Source organism: Micromonospora lupini (assembly GCF_026342015.1).
Taxonomy (GTDB): Bacteria; Actinomycetota; Actinomycetes; order Mycobacteriales; family Micromonosporaceae; genus Micromonospora; species Micromonospora lupini_B.
On record NZ_JAPENL010000003.1, the window covers coordinates 698,006 to 719,562 of the forward strand.

A 21,557-nucleotide genomic window follows, 5' to 3' on the forward strand; every position below is an offset into this window, starting at 1 on the left:
TCCCGCCCGATCCGGTACCCAGGTACTGGCCGGTCGCCGAGCTGTTCGCGGAGACTGTCCAGGTGAGGACGGACATCCGGGAATTGTTGCGTGACCCCGAGCGGGTGCGCCGGCTGGCGTACGGTGCGGCGGGGTTGATCGTCGCCCTGGTGGTCACGACCACCGAGGGGGGCCTGTCCGTGCCGGTGGGCTGGATGTGGCTGGTGCTGCCTGTCGGCCTCGGCGTCACGGCAATGCGGCCCCGCTACCGCGCCCTGGTCCTCGCCATCTGCGCCGGGTTCCTGACGATCGTGAGCACCGGGGAGTCGGTGCAGATGGGCCTCGCGGCCACCTGCCTCGTGTTCGTGTCGACCTGCGAAGACCTGGCCCGACGTCCGTGGCTGGGGTGGCTCGCCGGCCTGCTCGGCGCGGCGGGCGCCCTCGCCGTCGCGCTGCTCGACGGGCGCGGGTTGTACGAGCAGCCGTTCGTCTTCGTGACTGTCGGTTACCTCCTGGCGATCCTGTTGCGCTCGTGGTCACGCGGCCACGCCCTCAGCCGGGAGACCGGCGAGCTGCGCGGGCAGGCGGCCTGGCTCGAACAGCGCACCAACCTGGCCCGCGAGCTGCATGACGTGGTCGGCCACCACGTCACCGCAATGGTGGTCCAGGCCGAGGCGGGCCAGCTCAGCGCCGACCCGGGGGCGGCGCTGCGGGCCATCGCGGACAGCGGACGTACCGCACTGAGCGAACTCGACACGCTCGTCGTACACCTGCGCGATCCGCTCGCCGCGATAGCGGTGAGCGCGCCGCCCCGCCTGTCCGACATCGACGAACTGCTCGCGCAGCCGCTGCGCCAGCAGGGTGTGACGGTGCAGGTACTTCTGGATCCCGAGCCGGGTCTGGACGAGATCGGCGTGTTGACCGCGTACCGCATCGCCCAGGAGGCCCTCACCAACATCGCCCGCCACGCGAAGGCCACGGCCGCCTGGGTCGAACTGGCCCGCGTCGGCGACAGCGCCCGTCTGCGGGTCAGCGACGACGGCGTCGGGCCGCCACACGAGCCCACGCGCGGCTCGGGCCTGCTCGGCATCGAGGAGCGCGTCCGCGCTCTCGGTGGGAGCTGGGAGCTGAGCAGGCGCTCCGGTGGCGGCACCGTGGTGCAGGCGAACCTGCCGGTGGTGAACTCGTGATCCGGGTCGCGATCGCCGACGACCAGCAGCTGATCCGCGACGGCTTCGGCCTGATCCTGCGGACCCAACCGGACATCCACGTCGCAGCCGAGGCCGCCGACGGCAGGCAGTTCCTCGACGCCGTACGTCGCGACCCCCGCATCGACGTCGCCCTCGTCGACATCCGCATGCCGGTCCTCGACGGCCTGCGGGCCACCCGCGAGCTGGCCGCGATCCCGCACGCCCCGGCGGTGATCGTCGTCACCACCTTCGACGACGACGCCTACGTCCTGGACGCCATCGCCTCCGGCGCGCGCGGGTTCCTGCTCAAGCGGTGCAGCGCCGCCGACCTGATCGCCGCGGTACGCACCGTCGCCGCCGGTGAGGCGATCCTCTCCGCCGAGGTCACCGGCGCGGTCCTCGACCGGGTCCGCGCGACCGGGCCGGCCACCCGCGTGGACCTGGCGGTCTACCAGCTGACCCCCCGGGAGACCGACGTGCTCGCCCTGATCGGCGCCGGTCTGAACAACACCGAGATCGCCGATCGCCTCTACCTCTCGATGAGCACCGTCAAGACCCACGTCACAAACGTGCTGGCCAAGACCGGCAGCCGCGACCGCGTGGGCGCGGCCATCCTGGCGATCCAGGCCGGCCTCACACCCTGAGGCGTCGTCCGACATCGATCGGTCGGGACGCGGCGATCGGCCCTAGGATTGCGCGCGACGTGAACCGCCGTACCTGAGGAGTCGGCCCTGATGCGCTCGACGACGGTCCTGCTGGAGCGCCTGCTCCGGCCCAGGATGCGCGACCTGGTCACAGTGGAACCGGTGACGGGCGGGATCGCGGCGCTCGCGGGCATCGCCACCCGTCGGGACGCGCCGCCGGTGTTCGTCAAGGCCTTCGCCGAGGCTCCGGCCGACGACGTCTTCGTCGCGGAGGCGGAAGGGCTTGCCGCCCTGCGCGAACTCGGCGGTGTGGCGACACCCGAGGTGATCCTGGCGGACCGGGAACTGCTGGTGTTGTCGATGCTGCAGCCGAGGCCGCACAGCGAGGTCTTCTGGGAGCGGTTCGCACACGTCCTCGCGCACATGCACCTGAGCACGACCCATCCTCGCTTCGGATGGCACCACGACAACTGGCTGGGCCGTCGCCGCCAGATCAATACCTGGAACGACGACGGCCACGCGTTCTTCGCCAAGCACCGGCTGCTTCGCTGGCTCGGGCAGCCTCGCGTCGACGCGGCACTGGACGCCTGCGACCGGGAGGCCCTGGAGCGCTTGTGCGACCGGCTGCCGGACCTGTTGCCGGACCGGCCGGCCTGCCTGACGCACGGCGACCTGTGGGCACAGAACATCCTGGCCACTCCGGACGGGCAGCCCGCGCTCATCGACCCGGCCGTGTCGTACATGTGGGCCGAGGTCGACCTCGCCCACGTGTGGTCCACCTCGCCCCCACCCGAGGCGCGACGGATGTTCGAGGTCTACGCGGACCTGACCTCGCTGGACAGCGGCTGGCAGGCCCGTATGCCGATCATCCAGCTACGGCAGCACCTCGCCGTGCTGGCCCAGTTCGACGACGACTGGGGCGCGGCCGACCAGGTCCGCGCGGTCCTCGCCCCGTTCCGCAAGCGTCCCTGACGACGGACCGGTGGCGACGAGCCTTCCCATCGCCTGCCGGTGCCGCGCCGGGGCGAACGGGACGCCGCACAGGGCGCGGCCGTCGACAGCGGACCGCTGCTCCGGCGACACCGAGCCGTCAGACGTCGCCGACCGACGTCGTCTGCGGGCCCCGGCCGTGAGCGGTGATGAGGGCGGCAGCGGCGCCGAGCAGTTCCCGCTCCCGGCCGGTGAGAGCCGGGTCGCTGCGCCGGATGGCCAGGGCGCGGTCCAGCACGGTCAGCGGATCACCCCCGACGCGGTCGAGGAACGCGGCCAACAGCGCTGCGGCCAGCGACGCCAGCTGATGGTTCTCCTCGACTGCCACCTGCGCGAGGATGACCGCGGAGAGCGCGACATCGAGGTCCGCCGGCCCCTCGGTGGAGTTGCGCCAGTCGATGACGACAGGCCCTCGTGACGTCAGCATGACGTTGTCCGGGTGCAGGTCGAGATGCAGGATCCGATCGCCGCCGCGTTCGCCGAGCCGGGGCGGCAACGCGTGGAGTCGGTGCTGCAGGTCCGCCAGAACGGTGGCCCCTTCCAGGGCGTCGACCTCACCGGCCAGGAGCGCCGACAGCATGGTGCGCCCGTCAAGTCGTTCCATGACGAGATCGACCCCACGTGCCTGATACACGGTGGGTACAGGGAACCCGAGACCCGCCACGTACGCCATCACCGCGGCCTCGGCGGCAACGTCACCACCGTGGCGGTAGCGGCGAAGCACACGTCGATCGTCGATGGCGAAGACGTCAGCGTCTCGGCCCGATGCCAGAGGGACGGCGTCCACCACGCTGCGAGAGTAACCGACGCAACCAGCCGGCAGCGCCCTTGATCGTGGGGCGCCGCGTCAGCGGGGAGTCATGACCCGCCCAGGTCATGTCGGAAGGCGTAGGCGACGGCCTGTGCCCGGTCGCGGGCGCCGATCTTCGCGAACAGGTGGTTGACGTGGCTCTTCACCGTCGCCTCACTCACCGTCAAGCGAGAGGCGATCTCCGCGTTGGACAGGCCCTGGGCCATCAGTGACAGCACCTCGGCCTCGCGCGGCGTGAGACCGTCGGGGAACCTCGGCGGTGTCGTCGACTCGGCCGCGATGGCGTCGACGAGGTGCCGCTGGACGGCCGGATCGATGACGGCGTGATCATCGAGCACCTGCCGCAGCGCCTCGTGGATCTGCTCGCCGCTGGCGTCCTTGGTCAGGTAGCCGCGGGCGCCGGCCCGTAACGCCTCCAGCACCGAGCGGTCGTCCGAGTAGGTGGTCAGCACCACCACCCTCACCTCGGGCGCCTCGACGCGTAGGCGGCGGGTGGCCTCGATCCCGTCGCACCGCGGCATCCGTAGGTCCATGAGCACCACATCCGGCCGCTCGGTCTGCACCAGCCTGACCGCCTCGGCACCGTCGGCGGCCCCACCCACCACCTCGACGTCCTTCATCAGAGAGAGCACCATGCCGAGCCCCTCGCGGACCACCCGCTGGTCGTCGGCGATGAGCACCCGGATCACGCCGGCACCGCCAATTCGACCCGGAACCCCTGGGCGGTCACGCCCGCGCTGAGAGTCCCCCCGAGCAGCTCGGCCCGCTCGCGCATCCCCGTCAACCCGTAACCGTCGGTCTCGTCGGGGACGACGGGCGGTCGAGCGGCGAAGTCCTCGACGATCAGGCGGGTGACAGTCGACTCGTAGGCGAGGCGCAGCGAGACCCGCACCGGAGACGCGTGCCTGGTCACGTTCGTCATCGCCTCCTGCGCCACGCGATAGAGCGCCAGCCGCGCCTCCGACTCCAGCGGGCGCGGCTCCCCCGACACCACGAAGTCGCACGGTACGGCCTGGTCGCGAGTGAACTGCTCGGCCAGCGCGGCCAGCCGGTCCGGGCCGGGCAGGTCGTCGTCACGCAGCATGCCGATGGCCCGTCGCGCCTCCTCAAGGCCGGTACGGGCGAGGTGGTGGGCACGGTCGACGACCCCCGGCAGGCGCGGGTCGGACGGATCCTCGGCGATCAGCATGCGCGCGCCCTCCAGTTGCAGGGACAGCCCCGACAGCGAGTGGGCGAGCACATCGTGCATCTCCCGGGCCAGCCGCTGGCGTTCGGCCAGCCCGGCCGCCTCGGCCAGCGCCACCTGACCGGCCTCCAACTCGGCGAGCAGCCGCTTGGTCTCGCGCTGCGACTCGGCCAGCCGGAACGCCAGGTAGAGTGCGCCGAACAGCACGGCGAACCCGGCCAGCACGGCCAGGAAGCCGAAGTCCTGCCCGGTGATCGAGGCCACCATCTCGAGCACCACGAACGCCACGATCAATGCCGGGACGGCCACCCGGACGGGCATCAACGCGGTCGCCGCGCACAGCACCGCCACCAGCACCGCCACCGAGCCCGGGCCGCTCGGCTGTACCGCGACGAGCGTCACGGAGCTGACCAGCATCGCCCCGACGAAGACGGCGTGCGCCGGCCGGATCGGCAGCTCGGCGGTCGCGTTGCGGCCGAACACCCCGGCCACGAACACGACGGTGGCCAGTACGACGACCAGCCGCGTCCCGGTCAGCCCGAATCGGGGCTCGGCGACGGCGGCGGCCCACACGAACCACGCCAGCATCAGCGGTGTCAGCAGTTGCATCCACCGCACAACCCGCAGACGGGTCAGCGTGGGCTCCTCGGTCTGCACAGTTGAAAACTAGCCTGATGTCGCCCCGGCAGCATCGGCGTACGGTTGCAGACCCGTCTGCAACCGGGGGTGGAGGCGGAACATCGATCCGCGCGCCGATGCTTCGCCCCGGCCTTCGCCCGCAGGCTGAACGGCATGAGGAACGACCATCTGAACACCGTTGTCAAACTGCTGGCCGCCTTCCTGGTGATCAGCGTGTCCACAGTCGTGGCCGTGGTGTTCATGCGCCACGACCCCGCGCTCGTCACCACTGCCGTCTGGATTCGCACACCGCTCGTCGCCGCCAGCGCGGCGGTGCTCCTGCTGCTGGCCCGGCGCGCAGCCGCGGGGCACCGCGGCTCCTTCCGCCGGCTCCGCATCATCGCCATGGTGGTGCTGGCCGCGATCGTCGGCGTCGTCGCCTGGCCGGGCGCGTTCCCGGTCTGGCTGCGCATCGAACAGGCCGTGTGCGGCGTGTTCATGGCAAGCGTCGTGGTCCGCACGAACCTTCGCGTGGTCCGGTCGGCGATGGCGGCCGGCTCGGGGGAGACGATGGCCGCCCCTGTCGCCAGCCACTATCAGAGGCCGTGACCGCGGCACCGACGCTCGTCGGCGGAGCGGCGGGTGATGCTAGAGGCGCAGATCGGCTTTGGCCTGGGCGAATTCGGGAGACAGCTCGGCCTCCTCGAAGAGGAGGCCGTACAAAATCAGACTGTTTGCTCTCATGCACTCGACGATCTGGGTTCCCCCTGAAAAATCTTTGAATGGATCGTCGTCGGGTTCGTATATCTCTGACCAGAAGTAGCCGTCACCCGCGAGCCGGTCGGCCGCCGCCAGCCGCCCGACCACACGCTCACCTGGGCGTCGCGCGTGCAAAACTGCCCGACCCGTGTCGGCTGCATCGGATTGAATACCGTGGTGATCACGGTGGAAGCGGTCATCCGGGTTCCCACGGTTGCGGGCGCGTCGTCACCGCCATGGCCGGTGGAAGGGTTGGCGCCCGGCACCTGGTTGGCGCTCAACGCCGGGTGCGCGGATGGCCGGGTCGGGTTGTTCGTGGCCGCGCTCGCTGCTCGGATCGATTTCCAGCCTCCCGGTGGCCGCGACGAGGTCGTGAACGCGCTGCTGGCTGAGGAGCTCCTCATTGTTGCCGGCGGCCTCCAGGTGCGCGACAGCGCCACCGGGACGGTGGTGACGCCCGGCTGCTGCGCCGGCCTGGAGGACTGGCGTGACTGGACGCAGGTGTCGACGGTCGACTCGCCGTGGCTCGGGCATGACCCTGGTCCGGAGGTCGAGGTCGTCGGCGACGATCTGCGGGTGTGGCAGGACGGTGGCCCGAACCGGCATCGCGGCCGGTGGGCCGGGATCCACGTCGACCTGCCACACACTGCGCTACCGGGGCTGTTGAGAGGCGTGCAGCGGGACCTGGTCGGCTTCCTCGATGCTCTCGACGGATGGGCCACGCGAGTCGGGCTGGGGCAGCGACGGTCCGTACTCGTGGAAGCGATCGACAAGAACTTCGCGGTCACGGCGCCGTTGGACGTCCCGCCTCTCCGATAGCGCCTACCTGAGCCAGTGCCACGACCAGCTGTCGCGCCAGACGCGGTCGACGCGCGTCCGGCGACGGATCAGGGCGTCCAGCGCACGTACGGGTTCACCCGCCCGGACCAGTCGAAGACAGCCATGTTGTCCCACTGGTTACCGGTGCCGTTGATGTCTGCCGGGTCCCAGCCGTTGCCTCTGACGGCGTACCAGGTCGGTTCCCAGTAGAAGACACCGATCGCCCCCGCGTTGCGGGCGGTGTTCTGGACCCAGTCGAACTCCTGAGCCTGCCCGGACCAGGTCGCGCCGATGCCGTCACAGGTCGCGTTGCCGATGGCGTTCGGCTCGCTGTCCGCGTTGTCGCGGGTGAAGGGGTACGCGGTCTCCACGATCACCAGCGGTTTGCCGTAGCGGCCGCGCAGGTCGACGATGTTGTTGTACAGGTTCGCCAGGGTGCCGTGCCACATGCAGTAGTACGACAGGGCCGTGATGTCCCACTGCACGCCCTGGGCGCGGATGCCGTCGTAGAACCATCGGGCGTTGGCGTTGCTGTCGGCGTCGGCGGTGTGGATCATCACCGGGATGCCGCTGCCGCACGCCTTTGTCGCGTTGTAGCCCTGCTTGAGCAGGCCGGCCAGCGGGGCGAAGTCGTTGTTGACGACCTTGCCCTCGTCCCACAGCATTCCGACGTTGATCTCGTTGCCGATCTGCACGCTGTCCGGCGGGGTGCCCTGCCCCCGAAGGCTGACGCAGACGTCGTAGGTGAAGGCGTACACGTCGGTGCGCAGTTGGCTCAGGCTGTGGCCGACCCAGGCGGCGGGTTTGTACTGCTTGCCGGGGTCGGCCCAGGTGTCGGAGTAGTGGAAGTCGACGAGCACTTTCAAGCCCTTCGCCCTGGCCGCCCTCGCCTGGGCCAACACCCTGCTCTTGTTGTTGTAGCCGCTGATCGGGTTGTTCCAGACGCGCAGTCGGACGTAGTTGACGCCGACGGACTTCAGGATGTCGAGCGGGTCGCGGCCGACGCCGCCGGCGTCGTAGTACCTGGCGCCCAGATCCAGGCTGCGCTGCAACGAGGAGACATCGGCGCCCCGCATGGTCAGCGTGTTCGCGGCGGAGGCGGGCGCGGGCGCACCGCTGAGCGCGGTGCAGGCGGCGAGGATGCCGGCCGTGACAGCCCTGGTCAGGGCCCCGGGGTGGCGAGGGGTGGGTGATTGGGTGCTCACGAGACTCCTTGTGGCAGGGGGACGCGACGCGGCCGGCGACCCTCGGACCGCGCTCAGCCCACGGTGCAGGGAGCAGCGTTCAGCGAGAAGCCTGTCGGCGGCGCGTCGTTGGTGCTCCACCGCCCCTGGATGCCGAAGGTCGCCGAGCCGTTCGGCGCGAGGACGCGGTTCCAGTCGACGTTACGGGCGGTGACGGTGGCACCGGTCTGGCCGACGGTGGCGTTCCACCCCGAGGTGACCTGCTGGTCGCCCGGGAAGCCGAAGGTGACGATCCAGCCGTCGACGGGTGCCGCCCCGGTGTTCTGGACCGTCACCGTGGCGACGAAACCGCCCTGCCACTCGGACTGGTTCCGGTACGTCACACGGCAGGTCGAGGGCGGCGGGGGCGACGGGGTGGACGTCGTGGGCAGGGCGACCGTGTTGGACGCTATCGACACGTTGCCCGCCGCGTCCCGCGCCCGTACGTAGAACAGGTTGCGCAGCGGCGTCGACGCGGGCAGCGACGCCGTGTACGTCGTCCCCGGGACTGTGGCGATCAGCGTCGAGGTGAACCAGCCGTCGAACTGGTAGACGTTGTAGCCGAGCACGCCGACGTTGTCCGTCGACGGCGACCAGGACAGCGTTGCGGTCGAGGGGGTCACCTCGCCGACTGTCAGGTTCTGCGGGGGGCTCGGCGGGGTGGTGTCCGGGCCGGTGTCCGTCGTCGGGGTGACCACGGTCAGCGCGTCCGTCGAGGCCGAGCGGTGTCCGAGGCCGTCCCGGGCGGCCACCCGGAACGAGTACTGCCGGCCCGGCTGGATGTAGTTGCTGATCGTGGCGGTGGTGACGGCCCCGACACTGGCGCTGTAGATGACGTCGTCGAACGACTGGTAGTACGTGATGTCGTAGCCGGCGACGGCGCAGCAACCCGGCTTGGCGGCCGTCCAGGTGAGGGTGACCGACCCGGTCCGTACCTCGGTGGCGGTCAGGTTCGTGGGCGCGCTCGGCGGGAAGGGCGAGGTGTTCGGCGTGCCGGGCGGGCTCGTCGGCGGCGCGGTCGGCTCCACGACGGACACGGCGGCCCCGCCGGACGCCGGGGCGATTCCGGGGTACGCGGCGGGCGCCGCGGTACCGGCGTCGGCCGCCGGTGCGACGCTCAGTGCGGTGCCGAGCATCGCCGTCGACAGCGCGGCGGCGGCCAGCAGACCCGGTCGCAGACGGCGGAACAGCGAGGACGAGAAGACGCCTGTCATACGTCGACGATGGCGCAAGCATATCGATGATCGCCAACGTGTCTCACGCCTCGGCCGGCAACCCGCCCGACTTCTCACCGAACCATGACGTACCCGGCAATCGTTGACCGTTGACCGTTGGCCGGCGGCCGACCGACTCACGACCGCACCGCACCGGAGCCGTCGTCCGGCGGATCACCACGACTTCGTCAACGTCAACTCCGCCCAGGCCATGCAACGGATCGCCACCTGCATCGACAAGGGCAAGAACTGCTCCTGAGTGGGAGGCGTTGAACAGCGAAGAGGCCGGCCGGACACTGTCCGACCGGCCCCTGACCCGCTGTCCCCACCCGGGGCGGGAAGCACCCAGGTACTTGACGTCTCAACTTTCCCGCAGTAGCTTATTGCCATTCGTGGACGTCTATTTAGGCAGGTGAACCGTGCTGTGGAAAAGCATTGCCGTCGCCGCGTCAGTCGTAGGCGTGCTGGCCGCCGCCCCCGCCGCCTCGGCGGCGACAACCCAGGCGCAAGACGGCCCCTGGGCCGCCGGGAACTGCCCGCCGGGCCTGCTCTGCATCTGGCCAAACTGGAACCACCCGCCGGAGGGGCCGGTCGAGACTCCGTCCGTGCTGACCAACAGCGAGTGGTCCGGCTACGCCCCGGCCTTCAACTTCTACAACTACACATCCCGGAACGCCGAGATCACCTGGTCCTACAACTATCTCGGGACACCGCTCACCGGGACGATCTGCGCGCGAGCCGGCGGAAGTGGCGACCTGTATGTGCCCATGCACGTGACGAAGGTGAGCTGGCAGCCGCGCACCTGCTGACCCCCGCCCCGGCGGGCGGGACGACGCCGCCGGACGACTGTCACGCCGGCTCGGGTACGCCGCCGGGCTCGCCGTCGTCGGGCATCGGTTCGGTCGGCGCGTCCGGCAGTTCGTTCGGCGTGCCGGGGAGCAACTCTTCGGCAGTCTCTGGAACGGGCTCACGAGGATCGAGGGGTGGGTAGACGTCCGGATCAAGCTCAGGATTGGTCATCGGGGAAGTATCCGGCACGACAGGTGCCGCCGCCCACCGGCACAACCCCACCTGCCCGTGACCCCAACCTCCGCCATCTGTAAACAACCCTTGCTATTGAGGGGTACGAACGTCAATATGTGGAGGTCACGGGTCGCCGAAGCCGGGGAGTGAGCCATGAGAAGCCGTCGGATTTTCGCAGTGGTGGCCGGGGCGGCGATGACCGTCACGGCCGCCGTCGCCTTCGTCCCCAGCAGCATGGCGGCCGTGTCCTCGGCCAACGCCGTCGCGCTGGTCGCCTGCACCGCCCCGGCCTGGGCCGAGGGCACCACCTACCAGGCGGGCGCCCAGGTCACCTACGGCGGCCGGCTCTACCAGGCTCTGGTCACCCACACCGCGTACGCCGGCGCCGGCTGGAACCCCGCCGCGACCCCGTCGCTGTGGCGTGACCTCGGCGCGTGCTCGGGAAGCACTCCGCCGCCCACCACGCCACCACCGACGACCCCGCCGCCCACCACGCCTCCACCCACCACGCCACCGCCCACGACGGCGCCACCGACCACAGCTCCGCCCACCACCCCGCCGCCGACCGGCGGGACCTGCGCGGTCAAGTCGCGGCCCTCCGGAAAGGTGTTGCAGGGCTACTGGGAGAACTGGGACGGCGCCTCCAACGGTGTACACCCCGGCCTCGGCTGGATCCCGATCACCGACAGCCGGCTCACCCAGCACGGCTACAACGTGATTAACGCGGCGTTCCCGGTGATCCGCTCGGACGGCACGGTCCTCTGGGAGAACGGCATGGACGCCGGCGTGAAGGTGGCCACCCCGGCCGAGATGTGCCAGGCCAAAGCGGCCGGCGCCACCATCCTGATGTCGATCGGCGGGGCCGCCGCGGGCATCGACCTGAGCTCCACCGCGGTCGCCGACAGGTTCATCGCGACGATCGTGCCGATCCTGACGGCCTACCACTTCGACGGCATCGACATCGACATCGAGACCGGCCTGACCGGCAGCGGCACCATCAACACCCTGTCCACGTCGCAGGCCAACCTGATCCGGATCATCGACGGAGTGCTCGCCCGGATGCCGTCGAACTTCGGCCTGACCATGGCGCCGGAGACGGCCTACGTCACCGGCGGCAGCGTGGTCTACGGCTCGATCTGGGGCTCGTACCTGCCGATCATCAAGAAGTACGTGGACAACGGCCGGCTCTGGTGGCTGAACATGCAGTACTACAACGGCAGCATGTACGGCTGCGCCGGTGACTCGTACCCCGCCGGCACCGTGCAGGGCTTCACGGTGCAGACGCAGTGCCTCAACAACGGCCTCACCATCCAGGGCACCACCATCCGCGTGCCGTACGACAAGCAGGTCCCAGGCCTGCCGGCGCAGAACGGGGCGGGCGGCGGCTACCTGTCGACGTCGCTGGTCACGCAGGCATGGAACTCCGTGCCCGGCCTCAAGGGCCTGATGACCTGGTCGGCGAACTGGGACGGATCGAAGGGCTGGACCTTCGGCGACAACGTGAAGCGCCTGCAGGGGCGCTGACGGGTGACGACGCCGGGCCCACCGTCAGCCGGCCTCCCGGCAGACGCGGGCCCGGCGATCCGCCGTCGGTGGAGGTTCCCGCGTTGCGGGTCGGGACGATTAACTGGGAGCGATACCAGGCGGGGCGGAATTCAACCCTCCCGATCGCTAGACTCGCCGCAATCCGGCACCGCCCGCAGACCTCAGCCTTCGCCCGTCCCGATCGAATGGAGACGCCTGTGACCCGCGACAAGGCGGCACCCCCCGGCATCGACCCCCACATTCCCAGCGTGGCGCGGGTCTACGACTTCTTCCTGGGCGGCAAGGACAACTTCGAGGCCGACCGGAAGGTTGCCGAGCACGCCCTCCGGATCACACCGGACGGACCGGCAGCCGGCCAGGCCAACCGCGCCTTTCTGCGTCGAGTGATTCGTTTCCTCGTCGCCGAGGCGGGCATCGACCAGTTCCTCGACATCGGATCGGGGCTGCCCACCCAGGGCAACGTCCACGAGGTCGCCACCGAGCAGAACCCGAAGGCTCAGGTGGTCTATGTGGACAACGATCCGATCGTCCTGACGCATGGTCGGGCCCTGCTCGCCGCCGAGGGCACCGCGACGGTCATCCAGGCGGACGTCCGGGCACCGCAGGAAATCCTCCACCATCCGGAGGTACGTCGGTTCCTCGACTTCGACCGGCCGATCGGGTTGTTGCTCTTCGCGATCCTGCACCACCTTGGTGACGACGAGGACCCGCGAGCGGTGGCGGCGGAGCTGATCGACGCGCTGCCCTCCGGCAGCTACGTGGCGATCTCGCACTTCCGCGACCCGGGTGAGCGAGACCCGGAAGGCTCCCGCAAGGCCCGCGAGGTCGAGCGGGTCTTCAACGAGTCGCTTGGCACCGGCCGCTGGCGTACGGACGAGGAGATCCTGTCGCTCGTCGACGGACTGACGCTGCTGGAACCGGGGCTGGTGCCGCTGGCCGAGTGGCGTCCGGAGCCGGGTACGCCCGCTCCGACGCAGACCGATACCTATCACACCTTCGTCGGGCTCCTCGCCCGCAAACCGTAGGCCCCGTTCCGGTGCGGTCCGTCGGCGCGAGCGCGTCGCGCCGACGGCCGCGAGCCGATCACCGTGCGACCCGCCAATGTCGTACGCGCGCCGGCCCGGACGGCCTCGACCACGGCGATCATCGCGGTTACCCGCGTAGCGCCACCGACGGTCTCGCCCACCTCGGAAGCGGGTCAACCCTCGGCAGCGGGTCGGCTGTGCACCACCAGCTCGTCGATCTCCAACCGGCCGACGCGCAGCTCCCGCACGACCGCCCGACGGACAGCCAGCCGCCCGATTGCCAACGCCCCGACGGCCACTGCCCCGACGGCCAGCGCCCCGACGGCGAGGGCGCCGAGCGACGCCGCCCCCGCAGCCCGCGCGCCGGTAGCCGCCGCGCCCGTCGCCACCGCGCCGTTGGCGCGCGTGCCGGTCAACCGCATCAGTCGAACCTCTCGCCTCATGACCCCATTGTCGGCGCACCGGAGACCACCCGCCGGCGGACACGCGGCGGCCAGGCACGACCGTCCACCCTCGCTCGTGCCTGTCGTCACCCAGTCGATCACTCAGTTCGGCCGGCGTCGGTCTCCTGCCGGGCGCCCACGCGGCCGGCCTGCAGGGCGACCGCGAGGTTGGCAATCGGGTCGAGACGTCAGGCCCTGTCCCGTCCCGGGCCGCACGACGGAGGAGATCCGTCGGTTCACCGGTCGGAATGGCAACCCGCGCCATCCGCAGTGGATGGCAGTCGAGGCCGTGACCGGAATCGAACCGGCGTACGCGGTTTTGCGGACCGCTCCCTCACCACTCGGGCACACGACCAGGCGGTTGAGCGGTCGGCGGGCACCGACCCCGCTTCTTCGGTTTGGAAGACCGACGTGTCCGCCGAGTTCACCACGACCGCATGGCATTCTGCTTGCGTAGGCCGTACGGGGCTCGAACCCGTAACCTCCTGGCTGAGAACCAGGTGAGCTGCCAGCTTGCTCCAACGGCCCATGGCGCCGGTGGGGCCCGGCGGGCATGAACAATGCGTGGAGAAGAAGGGATTCGAACCCTCGACCTCCGGTCTGCCGAACCGGCGCTCTCCCAGCTGAGCTACAACCCCATAGTCCGGGACCGGGGTGTCGAACCCCGTGTCTCTCGCTCCCAAAGCGAGCGGGTCTGCCGTCCCCCTCGTCCCGGCGGTAGTGCTCCCGGCCGGCACATGCAGGCGCCGGCCGGGGCTTGCGAATGCCATCCACTGTGGAGTTGAGAATCTGCGACGCCGCCGGCCGCAGCCGGGACGAGAAGCAGGGGCGGCAGGACTCGAACCTGCAACCTTCGGTTTTGGAGACCGGTGCTCTACCAGTTGAGCTACGCCCCTATCGAGTTGTTCCGGTAACGAGAAAGCCGCCCTATCCCTGTCGGGGTGGGCGGCTCGCAGCTTGCGCTGGCGCTATTCGCGCCGCCACCCCGGCTTCCAGTTCTGCTCACTCGCGCACAGATCGTGGGCTCGCCCGGTCGCGGGCAGCACGACACCGCCGCGCGGCATGGACCGCGTGGTTTCGGTGGAGGCGTACTGCGACACGGGAACTCCCTGGGTTGGTCGGGACTGCCTTGCTCATTCACGGTAGGCGCTGCCCCGATTCGAGGGCAACGGATATTCCGAGCCACCTTCGTGGGGCGCTGCACCCGGCCTGAGGTGGGTGCGGCCACGAGCAGCGGTGCGACTCGCCCACCCAACTCTCCGTACGGGCCGATCCGAAATGGATCGATAAGACGCGCAATGCGTCTTCGGCGTTGACTCGGAGCCAGCGAGGCGCAACGCTGTGGAAGCGCTCCCATCGTCGAGCTTCTATTCGAAAGGAATGCTCGTGCGTCCCACCACCGCTCTCCTCCCGGTCGTGCTCGCCACGGCCCTCGGCGGTCTGGCCCTGCCGGAGCCCGCCCTGGCCGCGGTCGGCCCGGCGCTGGCCGTGGACACCACCACCGCCCGGCACCAGATCAGCCCGTACATCTACGGCATGAACTTCGCCGACCAGGCCCTCGCCCGCGACCTGCGGCTACCGGTGCACCGCTACGGCGGCAACGCCACCACCCGCTACAACTTCCGTGCCGACACCACCAACCGCGCGGCGGACTGGTACTTCGAGAACATCCCCAACGACAACCCGAGTCCGGATGACCTCCCGGAGGGCTCGGAGACCGACCGGTTCGTGCAGGAGAACAAGGCCACCGGCGCCGCCACCGTCATGACAGTGCCGATGCTCGGCTGGATCGCCAAGGACCGGTCGCGGGCGTGCGGCTTCAGCGTCGCCAAGTACGGCCCGCAGCAGTCCACCGATCAGTGGGCACCGGACTGCGGCAACGGCATAAAGCCGGACGGGTCACCCGTCACCGGCAACGATCCGGAGGACACAAGCGTCGCCGTCGGTCCGGAGTACGTCACCGACTTCGTCAATCACCTCAAGGGGCAGTTTGGCGCCGCCGCCGACGGTGGGGTCCAGTTCTACAACCTGGACAACGAGCCGGACCTGTGGCAATCCACCCACCGCGACGTCCGCCCGACCGGAATGGGCTACGACGAGCTACGCGACCGCACCTACGAGTACGCCGCCGCGATCAAGGCCGCCGACCCTGGCGCGAAGACGCTCGGTCCCGTCGGCTGGGGCCTGAACTCCATCTTCTATTCGGGCCTCGATCAGGACACCTGCTCGCGCACCGGCTGCTGGTCGAACCCGCCGGACAAGGCCGCGCACGGCGGCCAGGACCTCGGCCCGTGGTACCTGGACCGGATGCGCGAGTACGAGCAGCAGCACGGCACACGCATCCTCGACTACTTCGACGTCCACCTCTACCCGCAGCAGTCCGGCGTGTTAGGCGACGCGGCCGGCGACGCCAACACCCAGGCGTTGCGACTGCGCTCGACCCGCCAGCTCTGGGACCCGACCTACGTGGACGAAAGCTGGATCAACAGTCCGGTCCGGTTCATCCCACGCCTGCGCGAGCTTGTGGACCAGCACTACCCGGGCACGAAGATCGCGATGACCGAATACAACTGGGGCGGCCACGGGTCGCTCAACGGCGCGCTCGCCCAGGCTGACGTGCTCGGCATCTTCGGCCGCGAAGGGCTCGACCTGGCCACCCTCTGGACCGCACCCGAGGCCGACCAGCCGGTGGCCAACGCCTTCCGCGTCTACCGCAACTACGACGGCAAGGGCGGCGCGTTCGGCGATACCTCCGTCCAGGCGACAAGCGCCGACCAGGGCAAGCTGGCCGTGTACGCCGCCGAGCGGAGCGCCGACAAGGCGCTGACCCTGGTCGTGGTCAACAAGACCAGCGACGACCTGACCAGCCCGGTCGCCCTCACCGGCGTCTCTGCCAGCACCGCTCAGGTCTACCGTTACAGCGGGGCGGATCTCACAGGCGTCGTCCGGGAGGCCGACCAGCCGGTGACCGCCGGCAGCCTCACGGCCACCTTCCCGGCCAACTCGATCACCCACCTGGTGCTGCCGCGCGGCACCACCCCCGGCGACACCCAGGCGCCGACCGCCCCGGGCAAGCCGACCGCCGGCACGATCACCGGCGACAGCGTCGCGTTGGCCTGGACGCCGTCCACCGACAACACCGCCGTCACCGGTTACGACGTGCACCGGGTCGACACCACCGGCACGGTGAAGGTGGGCACCGCCACCGGCACCACGTACACCGTGACCGGGCTGACGCCGGACACCCCGTACACCTTCGTGGTGACCGCCCGGGACGCGGCGGGCAACGTTTCGACGGCCTCGCCCGGCCTGACCGTGCGGACCGCGCCCACCGCCCCGACCGTCGGCTGCACGGTCGGCTACACGGCGAACAGTTGGCCGGGCGGCTTCACCGCGACCGTGACGATCAAGAACACCGGCACCACCGCGATCGACGGCTGGAAACTCGCCTTCGACTTCCCCACCACCGGCCAGAAGGTCGGCCAGGGCTGGTCGGCCACCTGGAAGCAGAACGGCACGAGCGTCACTGCGGACAGCATGAGTTGGAACGGCAAACTCGCCCCTGGCGCGTCCACGAGCACTGGCTTCAACGGCACGTGGAGCGGCACCAATCCGGCGCCAACCGCCTTCAGCCTCAACGGGCAACGCTGCGGGTGACCTGAGAGACCCCTACTCCGCAGCACACTGACGGAGCAGGCCGGAGGGGCCGGGGCGCCGCCGCGCCCCGGCCCCTCGCTCTCAGGCGGCGGTCCGGCGCCAGACCCGCGACAGGACGACTCAGAACCGGGTGTGCGACGCGACAGCGGAAAGTCCGCGCACGTCCACCGACGCGGCGGCATTCGATGAACGGGCTTCGACAAGCGCCTCGAGCCTGCGGTGCGGGGTGACGATCGAGCCGCCCAGCAACCCCTAAATGGCTATTCTGTACCTTATGTTCAGATCTCTCGCTCCACCAGATCCCACCGAGTTCGCCGGCAAGCGCGCGGTCGTCACGGGAGGTTCTCGCGGGATCGGCGCGGCCATCGTGCAGCGGCTGCTCGACGGCGGCGCGACAGTCGTCACCACTGCGCGCAACGCCTCCGACGAGACGCCGAAGGCCGCCACCTTCATCCAGGGCGACATCGGCACGCTCGCAGGCGTACAGGCATTCACCGCGGCAGCGCTCGACGCGCTCGGCGGCGTCGACATCGTGGTCAACAACGCGGCGGCGGCACGCGCCCACCTCGGCGGCGCCTCATCCATCCCCGACGAGGAATGGCTCGACGCTCTCTACCTCAACTACCTGTCCGCCGTACGGGTCAACAACGCGCTGCTACCGGCACTACGCGAGGCCGCGCCGGGCGCCGCGATCGTCAACATCTCCTCCGGGGCGGCACTCACGCCGGCACCACCACTGGCTCACTACGGCGCCGCCAAGGCCGCCCTGAACACCTACGGCAAGGCGTTCGCCACCGAGCTCGCGCCCGCCGGAATCCGCGTCAACACGATCATCCCCGGCAACGTGCTCACCCCGGGCGCCGACGCGATCCGCCAGAACTTCGCCGACGCCAGGAACGTCCCACTCGCCGCCACCACAGCGAGCATCCCCATGGGCCGTGCCGGAGACCCACGCGACATCGCCGAGGCCGTCGCCTACCTCGCATCGGACCGGGCTCAGTGGGTCACCGGAGTGAGCCTGACAGTCGACGGCGGTGAGATCCCCGTCATCTAGCTGCTCCCCCGCAACTGCCGACGCAGGTCGGCGTGTCGGATCGTATCCACGACGACCAGCGCCGCGACGATCAGCACAAGCAGCGCGAGTGCGGCCAGCGGCGGCACCAGGGCCGCGAGCGGTATGCCGGCCAGCAGCACGCCCACGGCGACCAGGCGCACGCCGCTGAGCGCCAGGTGCATGCGCTGGACGAAGAGCAACTGCCCGGCCAGGTAGGTCGCGAGGCCCCCGAACAGGCCGTGCCGCTCGGTCCAGTGCGCGGCGCTGCCGGCAGGGCCAGCCGACTTCGGGTCACTCCTGCGGCGCGATAAGCCCGTCGTCAGTGGCGTCGCGGACCGTGATCGCCTCCACCGGGCACGAGTCGGCCGCGGCGAGGATGACCTCGGCCGGGGCGACGACGTCGGCAAGCGGCGCGGACAGGCCGCCGACCAGGCGGAAGTGCTCCGGCGCGGTACCGGCGCAGATGCTCGTGCCGATGCAGCGGCGCTCGTCCACCCCGATCCGCCACGCGGTACTCACCAGGCCACCGGCATGCCGAGCAGGCCCCGCACCAACATGCCGCGCTTCCACTCCAGGTCGGCTTCCGGTACGGCGAGCCGCAATCCGGGCAGGCGGGTCACGAGGGTGCCGACGGCGACCTGCAACTCCATGCGGGCCAGTTGCGCGCCGACGCAGTGGTGTACGCCGTGCCCGAAGCCCAGGTGCGGGTTCTGCTCGCGGTCGAGGTCCAGCCGGTCCGGGTCGGCGAAGACGGTACCGTCCCGGTTCGCCGACGACAGTGAGCCGAGAACCGGCTCACCCGCCCGGACCAGCACCCCGCCGACCTCGACATCCTCCTTGGCGTACCGGGCGAAGGAGGAGCCGACGCCGAGCGGCACGTACCGCAACAGTTCCTCGACCGCCGCCGGCACCAGCGACGGGTCGGCCCGCAGCCGAGCGAGCTGGTCGGGATTGTGCAGCAGGACGTAGACGAAGTTGGGGATCTGGGTCACCGTGGTCTCGTGGCCGGCCGCGAGCAGCCCCGCGGCCAGCTCCACAAGCTCGGTCTCGCTGAGCCGATCCTGATTCTCGTCGCGTGCCCGCACCAACGCGCCGAGCAGGTCGTCGATCCCCGGCTCGCGGCGGCGCTCGGCGACCAGACCACCCATGTAGCCCCAGAGACTGTTCAGGTACTCCTGGATCGTCTCCGTGGGCAGCGAGGTGGTCGAGACGATCGCCTCGGACCAGATGTGGAAACGGTCACGGTCGGCGTACGGGACCCCGAGCAGCTCGCAGATCACCTGGATCGGCAGCGGTGTGGCGACGTGTTCCACCAGGTCGGCCGGGGGACCGAGCCGGACCATGTTGTCGACAAGCGCGTCGGCGATCTTCTGGGTTCGGGGTCGCAGCGCCTCCACCCGGCGTGCCGTGAACGCCTTCGCCACCAACCGGCGCAGCCGAGTGTGATCGGGCGGGTCCATGGTCAGCATGCCGCTGGCCTGCTGGCGCTGGGTGAGCCTGGGCTCGTCGCGCTGGACGGCCGGGGCGCGGCCGAACCGCACGTCGCCGAGGACCGTACGGACGTCCTCGTACCGGGTGGCGAGCCACGCCTCCTCGCCGTAGGGGAGCTGCACCCGGGTCATCGGCTCGTTCTCGCGCAGCTCGCCATAGGTGGGATCGACGACGAGGCGGTCGGGCACGCTGAACGGGTACGGCCGCGCGGGCGGAACGGTTCGGCTCTCGGTGGTCTGCGTGCTCTCCGTCATCGGGGATTCCCTTCGTCGAGACGGCGCGATCCTGAGGCCGGCGCCACGTTCGGAGCGACGCCGGTTGCCGGCGTCCAGGGCCCACGGACAGCACACATCAACGCTGAGTAATCTTTTGACATCGGATCGTAGCGGGAGATGTCGATGATCGCCATGGCGGCTGATCCACGTCCGCACGGAGGACAGCGGGCCAATCCTTTGACGACTCGTCAGAATCACCTGCGGCGTCGGTGGGCAGGTCGCCAAGAAGTTGCGGAAGCGCGGCGACGGCTCACGAGGACGTCGCCGAGACACTCGACGCCGTCATCCGTGACCCACTTCATCGGGGACACCGACGAGAGCGACCGGATGATCGTCGCTGATGTGACCCTGACCGGTCTGCCCCGCAACCGGTGGCACATCTGGCCGCGCGGCAACTGCCGCTTCATGGCACTGTGCCCGTTGCCGGACCGCGCGAGCCAGCTGTTCGACGCGTTTCGCGGTGCTCACCTCACTCTCATTGCCGTCGGGGAGCCCGCGGTGTCGGCGCTCACGCAAACCTCGTGGCCCGATACGGGCGCTGCTCTCAAGACCGTCGAGATCCCCGACAAGGATGCGGCAGGAGTACGCCGCATCTACGGCATCACCAGTCCGGCGCAGATCCTCGTCCGGCCGGACGGCTACGTCGCCTACGTCGCCCATGACGACTGGACCGGCACCCTGTCCAAGTACGCCGAGCTCATGCTGCCGCCGGCCGGCCGACGCGACACCTGAAGCACCCGCGGCGCGGATCACGGCCGCCCCGGCCCGTGACAACGGCCTCGCGGCGGCGAGTCTGAGCGCCGACGGGCCACCGGCGACCTTGGCGCCGCGGCCCTGGGCGACGTGGGTGCAACGGTCCTGATGCGAACAGGCACTGTGGACTTCGCCTCCCACCTGCTCCCCCGACCCCCGGCTCGCGAATACGCTGCGGGTGTGGCGACCGCCGCTGCCGGCCCGCCCGGTCCGGCCCGGGAGCCGCCGCCGGCCGTCAGGCCAGGCCGGTGCAGACCGCCCGGACCGCGGTGATCAGGCCCGGGTCGCCGCAGTCGGTGGACGCCGAGGTACGCCCGACGACCCGCCAGCCCTTGGTGTCCTTGCGCAGGAACACCTGGTCGCCGCCGGGGATCTCGGCCGACTGCGGGGCGATCGCCATCAGCCGGGCGAAGCCGTTGCGGCAGCCGAGCACCTGCACGTCGTCGACGGTCTGGCCGTTGAGCGCGGCGCCGGTGGCCTCGATCAGGACCGGCGGCCGGCAGGACGGGTCGGTGTCAGTGGTCGGCAGGGCGGCGAGCCGGGTGGGCTCGCTGGCGGCGGGAGCGGGGTCGACCGCCCGGCCGGCTCCCGTACCTTGCCGGGCCGCGTCGGGGGCGGGAGCCGATGGCGCGGGGACGCCTGAGGTGGTGGGCGTCGCCTGCGGTCCGACGGCGTTGCCGGCCGGGTCCGGCGCGGCGGCCGACCCGGACGAGGCCGGCGCCGGGCCACCGGCCGCGGCACCGGTCCGGTCGGCGTGCGCGCATCCGGCCACCGGAAGGGCCAGGGCCACGGCCACCACCAGGTACGCGCTGCTGCGTCGGATCGTCATGAACGTCTCTCCATCTCGTCGAAGCTGCT

At 70.4% G+C, this 21,557-nt stretch carries 24 protein-coding genes and 5 tRNA genes; 12 read left to right on the top strand and 17 right to left on the bottom strand.

Annotated features, from left to right (window positions below; translation table 11 throughout):
• The first annotated feature begins 62 nt into the window (after positions 1 to 62).
• The 3 genes from OOJ91_RS31175 to OOJ91_RS31185 all read left to right on the top strand — a co-directional run bounded on the left by OOJ91_RS31175 (position 63) and on the right by OOJ91_RS31185 (position 2,785).
• A complete protein-coding gene (locus OOJ91_RS31175) occupies positions 63 to 1,169 on the top strand; it encodes a sensor histidine kinase (RefSeq protein WP_266250667.1) in 1,107 nt (368 codons plus the stop codon).
• A complete protein-coding gene (locus OOJ91_RS31180) occupies positions 1,166 to 1,813 on the top strand; it encodes a response regulator (protein WP_266250669.1) in 648 nt (215 codons plus the stop codon). The genes OOJ91_RS31175 and OOJ91_RS31180 overlap by 4 nt, the downstream gene beginning before the upstream one ends.
• A 90-nt stretch (positions 1,814 to 1,903) precedes the next feature.
• Positions 1,904 to 2,785: a fructosamine kinase family protein gene (locus tag OOJ91_RS31185; RefSeq protein WP_266250671.1), complete on the top strand. Its 882-nt coding sequence runs from the start codon at positions 1,904 to 1,906 to the stop codon at positions 2,783 to 2,785.
• Positions 2,786 to 2,903: 118 nt separating this feature from the next.
• Here OOJ91_RS31185 and OOJ91_RS31190 read toward each other — a convergent pair whose 3' ends face one another.
• The 3 genes from OOJ91_RS31190 to OOJ91_RS31200 form a co-directional block, all read right to left on the bottom strand.
• The gene (locus OOJ91_RS31190) at positions 2,904 to 3,593 is read right to left on the bottom strand and encodes a phosphotransferase (RefSeq protein ID WP_323178587.1); all 690 of its coding nucleotides are present in this window, start codon (positions 3,591 to 3,593) and stop codon (positions 2,904 to 2,906) included.
• Between the two features lie 68 nt (positions 3,594 to 3,661).
• The gene (locus OOJ91_RS31195; protein ID WP_266250673.1) at positions 3,662 to 4,303 is read right to left on the bottom strand and encodes a response regulator; all 642 of its coding nucleotides are present in this window, start codon (positions 4,301 to 4,303) and stop codon (positions 3,662 to 3,664) included.
• On the bottom strand, positions 4,300 to 5,457 hold the full coding sequence (locus OOJ91_RS31200; RefSeq protein WP_266250675.1) for a sensor histidine kinase: 1,158 nt from the start codon (positions 5,455 to 5,457) through the stop codon (positions 4,300 to 4,302). The genes OOJ91_RS31195 and OOJ91_RS31200 overlap by 4 nt, the downstream gene beginning before the upstream one ends.
• A 135-nt stretch (positions 5,458 to 5,592) precedes the next feature.
• On the opposite strand from OOJ91_RS31200, the gene OOJ91_RS31205 reads away from it, so the two are divergent.
• A complete protein-coding gene (locus OOJ91_RS31205; RefSeq protein ID WP_266250677.1) occupies positions 5,593 to 6,027 on the top strand; it encodes a hypothetical protein in 435 nt (144 codons plus the stop codon).
• 39 nt (positions 6,028 to 6,066) lie between these two features.
• Here OOJ91_RS31205 and OOJ91_RS31210 read toward each other — a convergent pair whose 3' ends face one another.
• On the bottom strand, positions 6,067 to 6,285 hold the full coding sequence (locus OOJ91_RS31210) for a hypothetical protein (RefSeq protein ID WP_266250679.1): 219 nt from the start codon (positions 6,283 to 6,285) through the stop codon (positions 6,067 to 6,069).
• A gap of 69 nt (positions 6,286 to 6,354) precedes the next feature.
• On the opposite strand from OOJ91_RS31210, the gene OOJ91_RS31215 reads away from it, so the two are divergent.
• Positions 6,355 to 6,996 carry a hypothetical protein gene (locus OOJ91_RS31215; RefSeq protein ID WP_266250681.1) on the top strand — a complete coding sequence of 214 codons (642 nt, stop codon included), beginning with the start codon at positions 6,355 to 6,357 and terminating at the stop codon, positions 6,994 to 6,996.
• Positions 6,997 to 7,064: 68 nt separating this feature from the next.
• Here the strand turns inward: OOJ91_RS31215 and OOJ91_RS31220 are convergent, their stop codons facing one another.
• Both OOJ91_RS31220 and OOJ91_RS31225 read right to left on the bottom strand, forming a co-directional pair.
• Positions 7,065 to 8,201: a glycoside hydrolase family 53 protein gene (locus tag OOJ91_RS31220; protein WP_266250683.1), complete on the bottom strand. Its 1,137-nt coding sequence runs from the start codon at positions 8,199 to 8,201 to the stop codon at positions 7,065 to 7,067.
• Between the two features lie 53 nt (positions 8,202 to 8,254).
• On the bottom strand, positions 8,255 to 9,433 hold the full coding sequence (locus tag OOJ91_RS31225) for a cellulose binding domain-containing protein (RefSeq protein WP_266250685.1): 1,179 nt from the start codon (positions 9,431 to 9,433) through the stop codon (positions 8,255 to 8,257).
• A gap of 103 nt (positions 9,434 to 9,536) precedes the next feature.
• Between OOJ91_RS31225 and OOJ91_RS31230 the strand changes: the two genes are divergently transcribed.
• The gene (locus OOJ91_RS31230; protein WP_266250687.1) at positions 9,537 to 9,692 is read left to right on the top strand and encodes a hypothetical protein; all 156 of its coding nucleotides are present in this window, start codon (positions 9,537 to 9,539) and stop codon (positions 9,690 to 9,692) included.
• Between the two features lie 160 nt (positions 9,693 to 9,852).
• Positions 9,853 to 10,242, top strand: coding sequence for a hypothetical protein (locus OOJ91_RS31235; protein ID WP_266250689.1), 390 nt, complete (start codon positions 9,853 to 9,855; stop codon positions 10,240 to 10,242).
• Positions 10,243 to 10,282: 40 nt separating this feature from the next.
• On the opposite strand, the gene OOJ91_RS31240 is transcribed toward OOJ91_RS31235, so the two are convergent.
• Positions 10,283 to 10,453, bottom strand: coding sequence for a hypothetical protein (locus OOJ91_RS31240; RefSeq protein WP_266250692.1), 171 nt, complete (start codon positions 10,451 to 10,453; stop codon positions 10,283 to 10,285).
• Positions 10,454 to 10,609: 156 nt separating this feature from the next.
• Between OOJ91_RS31240 and OOJ91_RS31245 the strand changes: the two genes are divergently transcribed.
• The gene (locus OOJ91_RS31245; RefSeq protein WP_266250695.1) at positions 10,610 to 11,980 is read left to right on the top strand and encodes a carbohydrate-binding protein; all 1,371 of its coding nucleotides are present in this window, start codon (positions 10,610 to 10,612) and stop codon (positions 11,978 to 11,980) included.
• A gap of 218 nt (positions 11,981 to 12,198) precedes the next feature.
• Positions 12,199 to 13,026 (top strand): SAM-dependent methyltransferase, encoded by an 828-nt coding sequence (locus OOJ91_RS31250; protein ID WP_266250697.1) that lies wholly within the window; start codon positions 12,199 to 12,201, stop codon positions 13,024 to 13,026.
• A gap of 173 nt (positions 13,027 to 13,199) precedes the next feature.
• On the opposite strand, the gene OOJ91_RS31255 is transcribed toward OOJ91_RS31250, so the two are convergent.
• From OOJ91_RS31255 to OOJ91_RS31280, 6 genes are all read right to left on the bottom strand, one after another.
• Positions 13,200 to 13,469, bottom strand: a complete 270-nt coding sequence (locus OOJ91_RS31255) for a hypothetical protein (RefSeq protein ID WP_266250700.1) — start codon at positions 13,467 to 13,469, stop codon at positions 13,200 to 13,202.
• A gap of 284 nt (positions 13,470 to 13,753) precedes the next feature.
• Positions 13,754 to 13,824: transfer RNA gene (locus OOJ91_RS31260), tRNA-Cys, on the bottom strand.
• 9 nt (positions 13,825 to 13,833) lie between these two features.
• Positions 13,834 to 13,906, bottom strand: a tRNA-Gly gene (locus tag OOJ91_RS31265).
• Between the two features lie 17 nt (positions 13,907 to 13,923).
• Positions 13,924 to 13,997, bottom strand: a tRNA-Glu gene (locus OOJ91_RS31270).
• A gap of 37 nt (positions 13,998 to 14,034) precedes the next feature.
• Positions 14,035 to 14,107: transfer RNA gene (locus OOJ91_RS31275), tRNA-Ala, on the bottom strand.
• A gap of 185 nt (positions 14,108 to 14,292) precedes the next feature.
• Positions 14,293 to 14,365, bottom strand: a tRNA-Trp gene (locus tag OOJ91_RS31280).
• A gap of 484 nt (positions 14,366 to 14,849) precedes the next feature.
• On the opposite strand from OOJ91_RS31280, the gene OOJ91_RS31285 reads away from it, so the two are divergent.
• Positions 14,850 to 17,126, top strand: a complete 2,277-nt coding sequence (locus OOJ91_RS31285; protein WP_266250702.1) for a glycoside hydrolase family 44 protein — start codon at positions 14,850 to 14,852, stop codon at positions 17,124 to 17,126.
• Between the two features lie 274 nt (positions 17,127 to 17,400).
• Positions 17,401 to 18,180, top strand: a complete 780-nt coding sequence (locus tag OOJ91_RS31290; RefSeq protein WP_266250704.1) for an oxidoreductase — start codon at positions 17,401 to 17,403, stop codon at positions 18,178 to 18,180.
• On the opposite strand, the gene OOJ91_RS34640 is transcribed toward OOJ91_RS31290, so the two are convergent.
• The 3 genes from OOJ91_RS34640 to OOJ91_RS31305 all read right to left on the bottom strand — a co-directional run bounded on the left by OOJ91_RS34640 (position 18,177) and on the right by OOJ91_RS31305 (position 19,925).
• Positions 18,177 to 18,362, bottom strand: a complete 186-nt coding sequence (locus OOJ91_RS34640) for a hypothetical protein (RefSeq protein ID WP_439117145.1) — start codon at positions 18,360 to 18,362, stop codon at positions 18,177 to 18,179. The two genes, OOJ91_RS31290 and OOJ91_RS34640, sit on opposite strands and share 4 nt — an antisense overlap.
• Positions 18,363 to 18,471: 109 nt before the next feature.
• Positions 18,472 to 18,699, bottom strand: a complete 228-nt coding sequence (locus OOJ91_RS31300; protein WP_266250707.1) for a ferredoxin — start codon at positions 18,697 to 18,699, stop codon at positions 18,472 to 18,474.
• On the bottom strand, positions 18,696 to 19,925 hold the full coding sequence (locus OOJ91_RS31305) for a cytochrome P450 (RefSeq protein ID WP_266250709.1): 1,230 nt from the start codon (positions 19,923 to 19,925) through the stop codon (positions 18,696 to 18,698). Before OOJ91_RS31305 ends, OOJ91_RS31300 begins: the two co-directional genes overlap by 4 nt.
• Before the next feature lie 309 nt (positions 19,926 to 20,234).
• On the opposite strand from OOJ91_RS31305, the gene OOJ91_RS31310 reads away from it, so the two are divergent.
• Positions 20,235 to 20,678 carry an aromatic-ring hydroxylase C-terminal domain-containing protein gene (locus tag OOJ91_RS31310; protein ID WP_266250712.1) on the top strand — a complete coding sequence of 148 codons (444 nt, stop codon included), beginning with the start codon at positions 20,235 to 20,237 and terminating at the stop codon, positions 20,676 to 20,678.
• A 256-nt stretch (positions 20,679 to 20,934) separates the two neighbouring features.
• Here OOJ91_RS31310 and OOJ91_RS31315 read toward each other — a convergent pair whose 3' ends face one another.
• A complete protein-coding gene (locus OOJ91_RS31315) occupies positions 20,935 to 21,528 on the bottom strand; it encodes a hypothetical protein (protein ID WP_266250714.1) in 594 nt (197 codons plus the stop codon).
• Between the last annotated feature and the right edge of the window lie 29 nt (positions 21,529 to 21,557).

Excerpts from the sequence above, each read along its gene's own strand:
- OOJ91_RS31185 (WP_266250671.1), top strand. The coding sequence starts at position 1,904 with ATGCGCTCGACGACGGTCCTGCTGGAGCGCCTGCTCCGGCCCAGGATG.
- OOJ91_RS31205 (WP_266250677.1), top strand. The coding sequence starts at position 5,593 with ATGAGGAACGACCATCTGAACACCGTTGTCAAACTGCTGGCCGCCTTC.
- OOJ91_RS31225 (WP_266250685.1), bottom strand. The coding sequence starts at position 9,433 with ATGACAGGCGTCTTCTCGTCCTCGCTGTTCCGCCGTCTGCGACCGGGT.
- OOJ91_RS31240 (WP_266250692.1), bottom strand. The coding sequence starts at position 10,453 with ATGACCAATCCTGAGCTTGATCCGGACGTCTACCCACCCCTCGATCCT.
- OOJ91_RS31245 (WP_266250695.1), top strand. The coding sequence starts at position 10,610 with ATGAGAAGCCGTCGGATTTTCGCAGTGGTGGCCGGGGCGGCGATGACC.
- OOJ91_RS31255 (WP_266250700.1), bottom strand. The coding sequence starts at position 13,469 with ATGAGGCGAGAGGTTCGACTGATGCGGTTGACCGGCACGCGCGCCAAC.
- OOJ91_RS31285 (WP_266250702.1), top strand. The coding sequence starts at position 14,850 with ATGCTCGTGCGTCCCACCACCGCTCTCCTCCCGGTCGTGCTCGCCACG.
- OOJ91_RS31290 (WP_266250704.1), top strand. The coding sequence starts at position 17,401 with ATGTTCAGATCTCTCGCTCCACCAGATCCCACCGAGTTCGCCGGCAAG.
- OOJ91_RS34640 (WP_439117145.1), bottom strand. The coding sequence starts at position 18,362 with ATGCACCTGGCGCTCAGCGGCGTGCGCCTGGTCGCCGTGGGCGTGCTG.
- OOJ91_RS31305 (WP_266250709.1), bottom strand. The coding sequence starts at position 19,925 with ATGACGGAGAGCACGCAGACCACCGAGAGCCGAACCGTTCCGCCCGCG.
- OOJ91_RS31315 (WP_266250714.1), bottom strand. The coding sequence starts at position 21,528 with ATGACGATCCGACGCAGCAGCGCGTACCTGGTGGTGGCCGTGGCCCTG.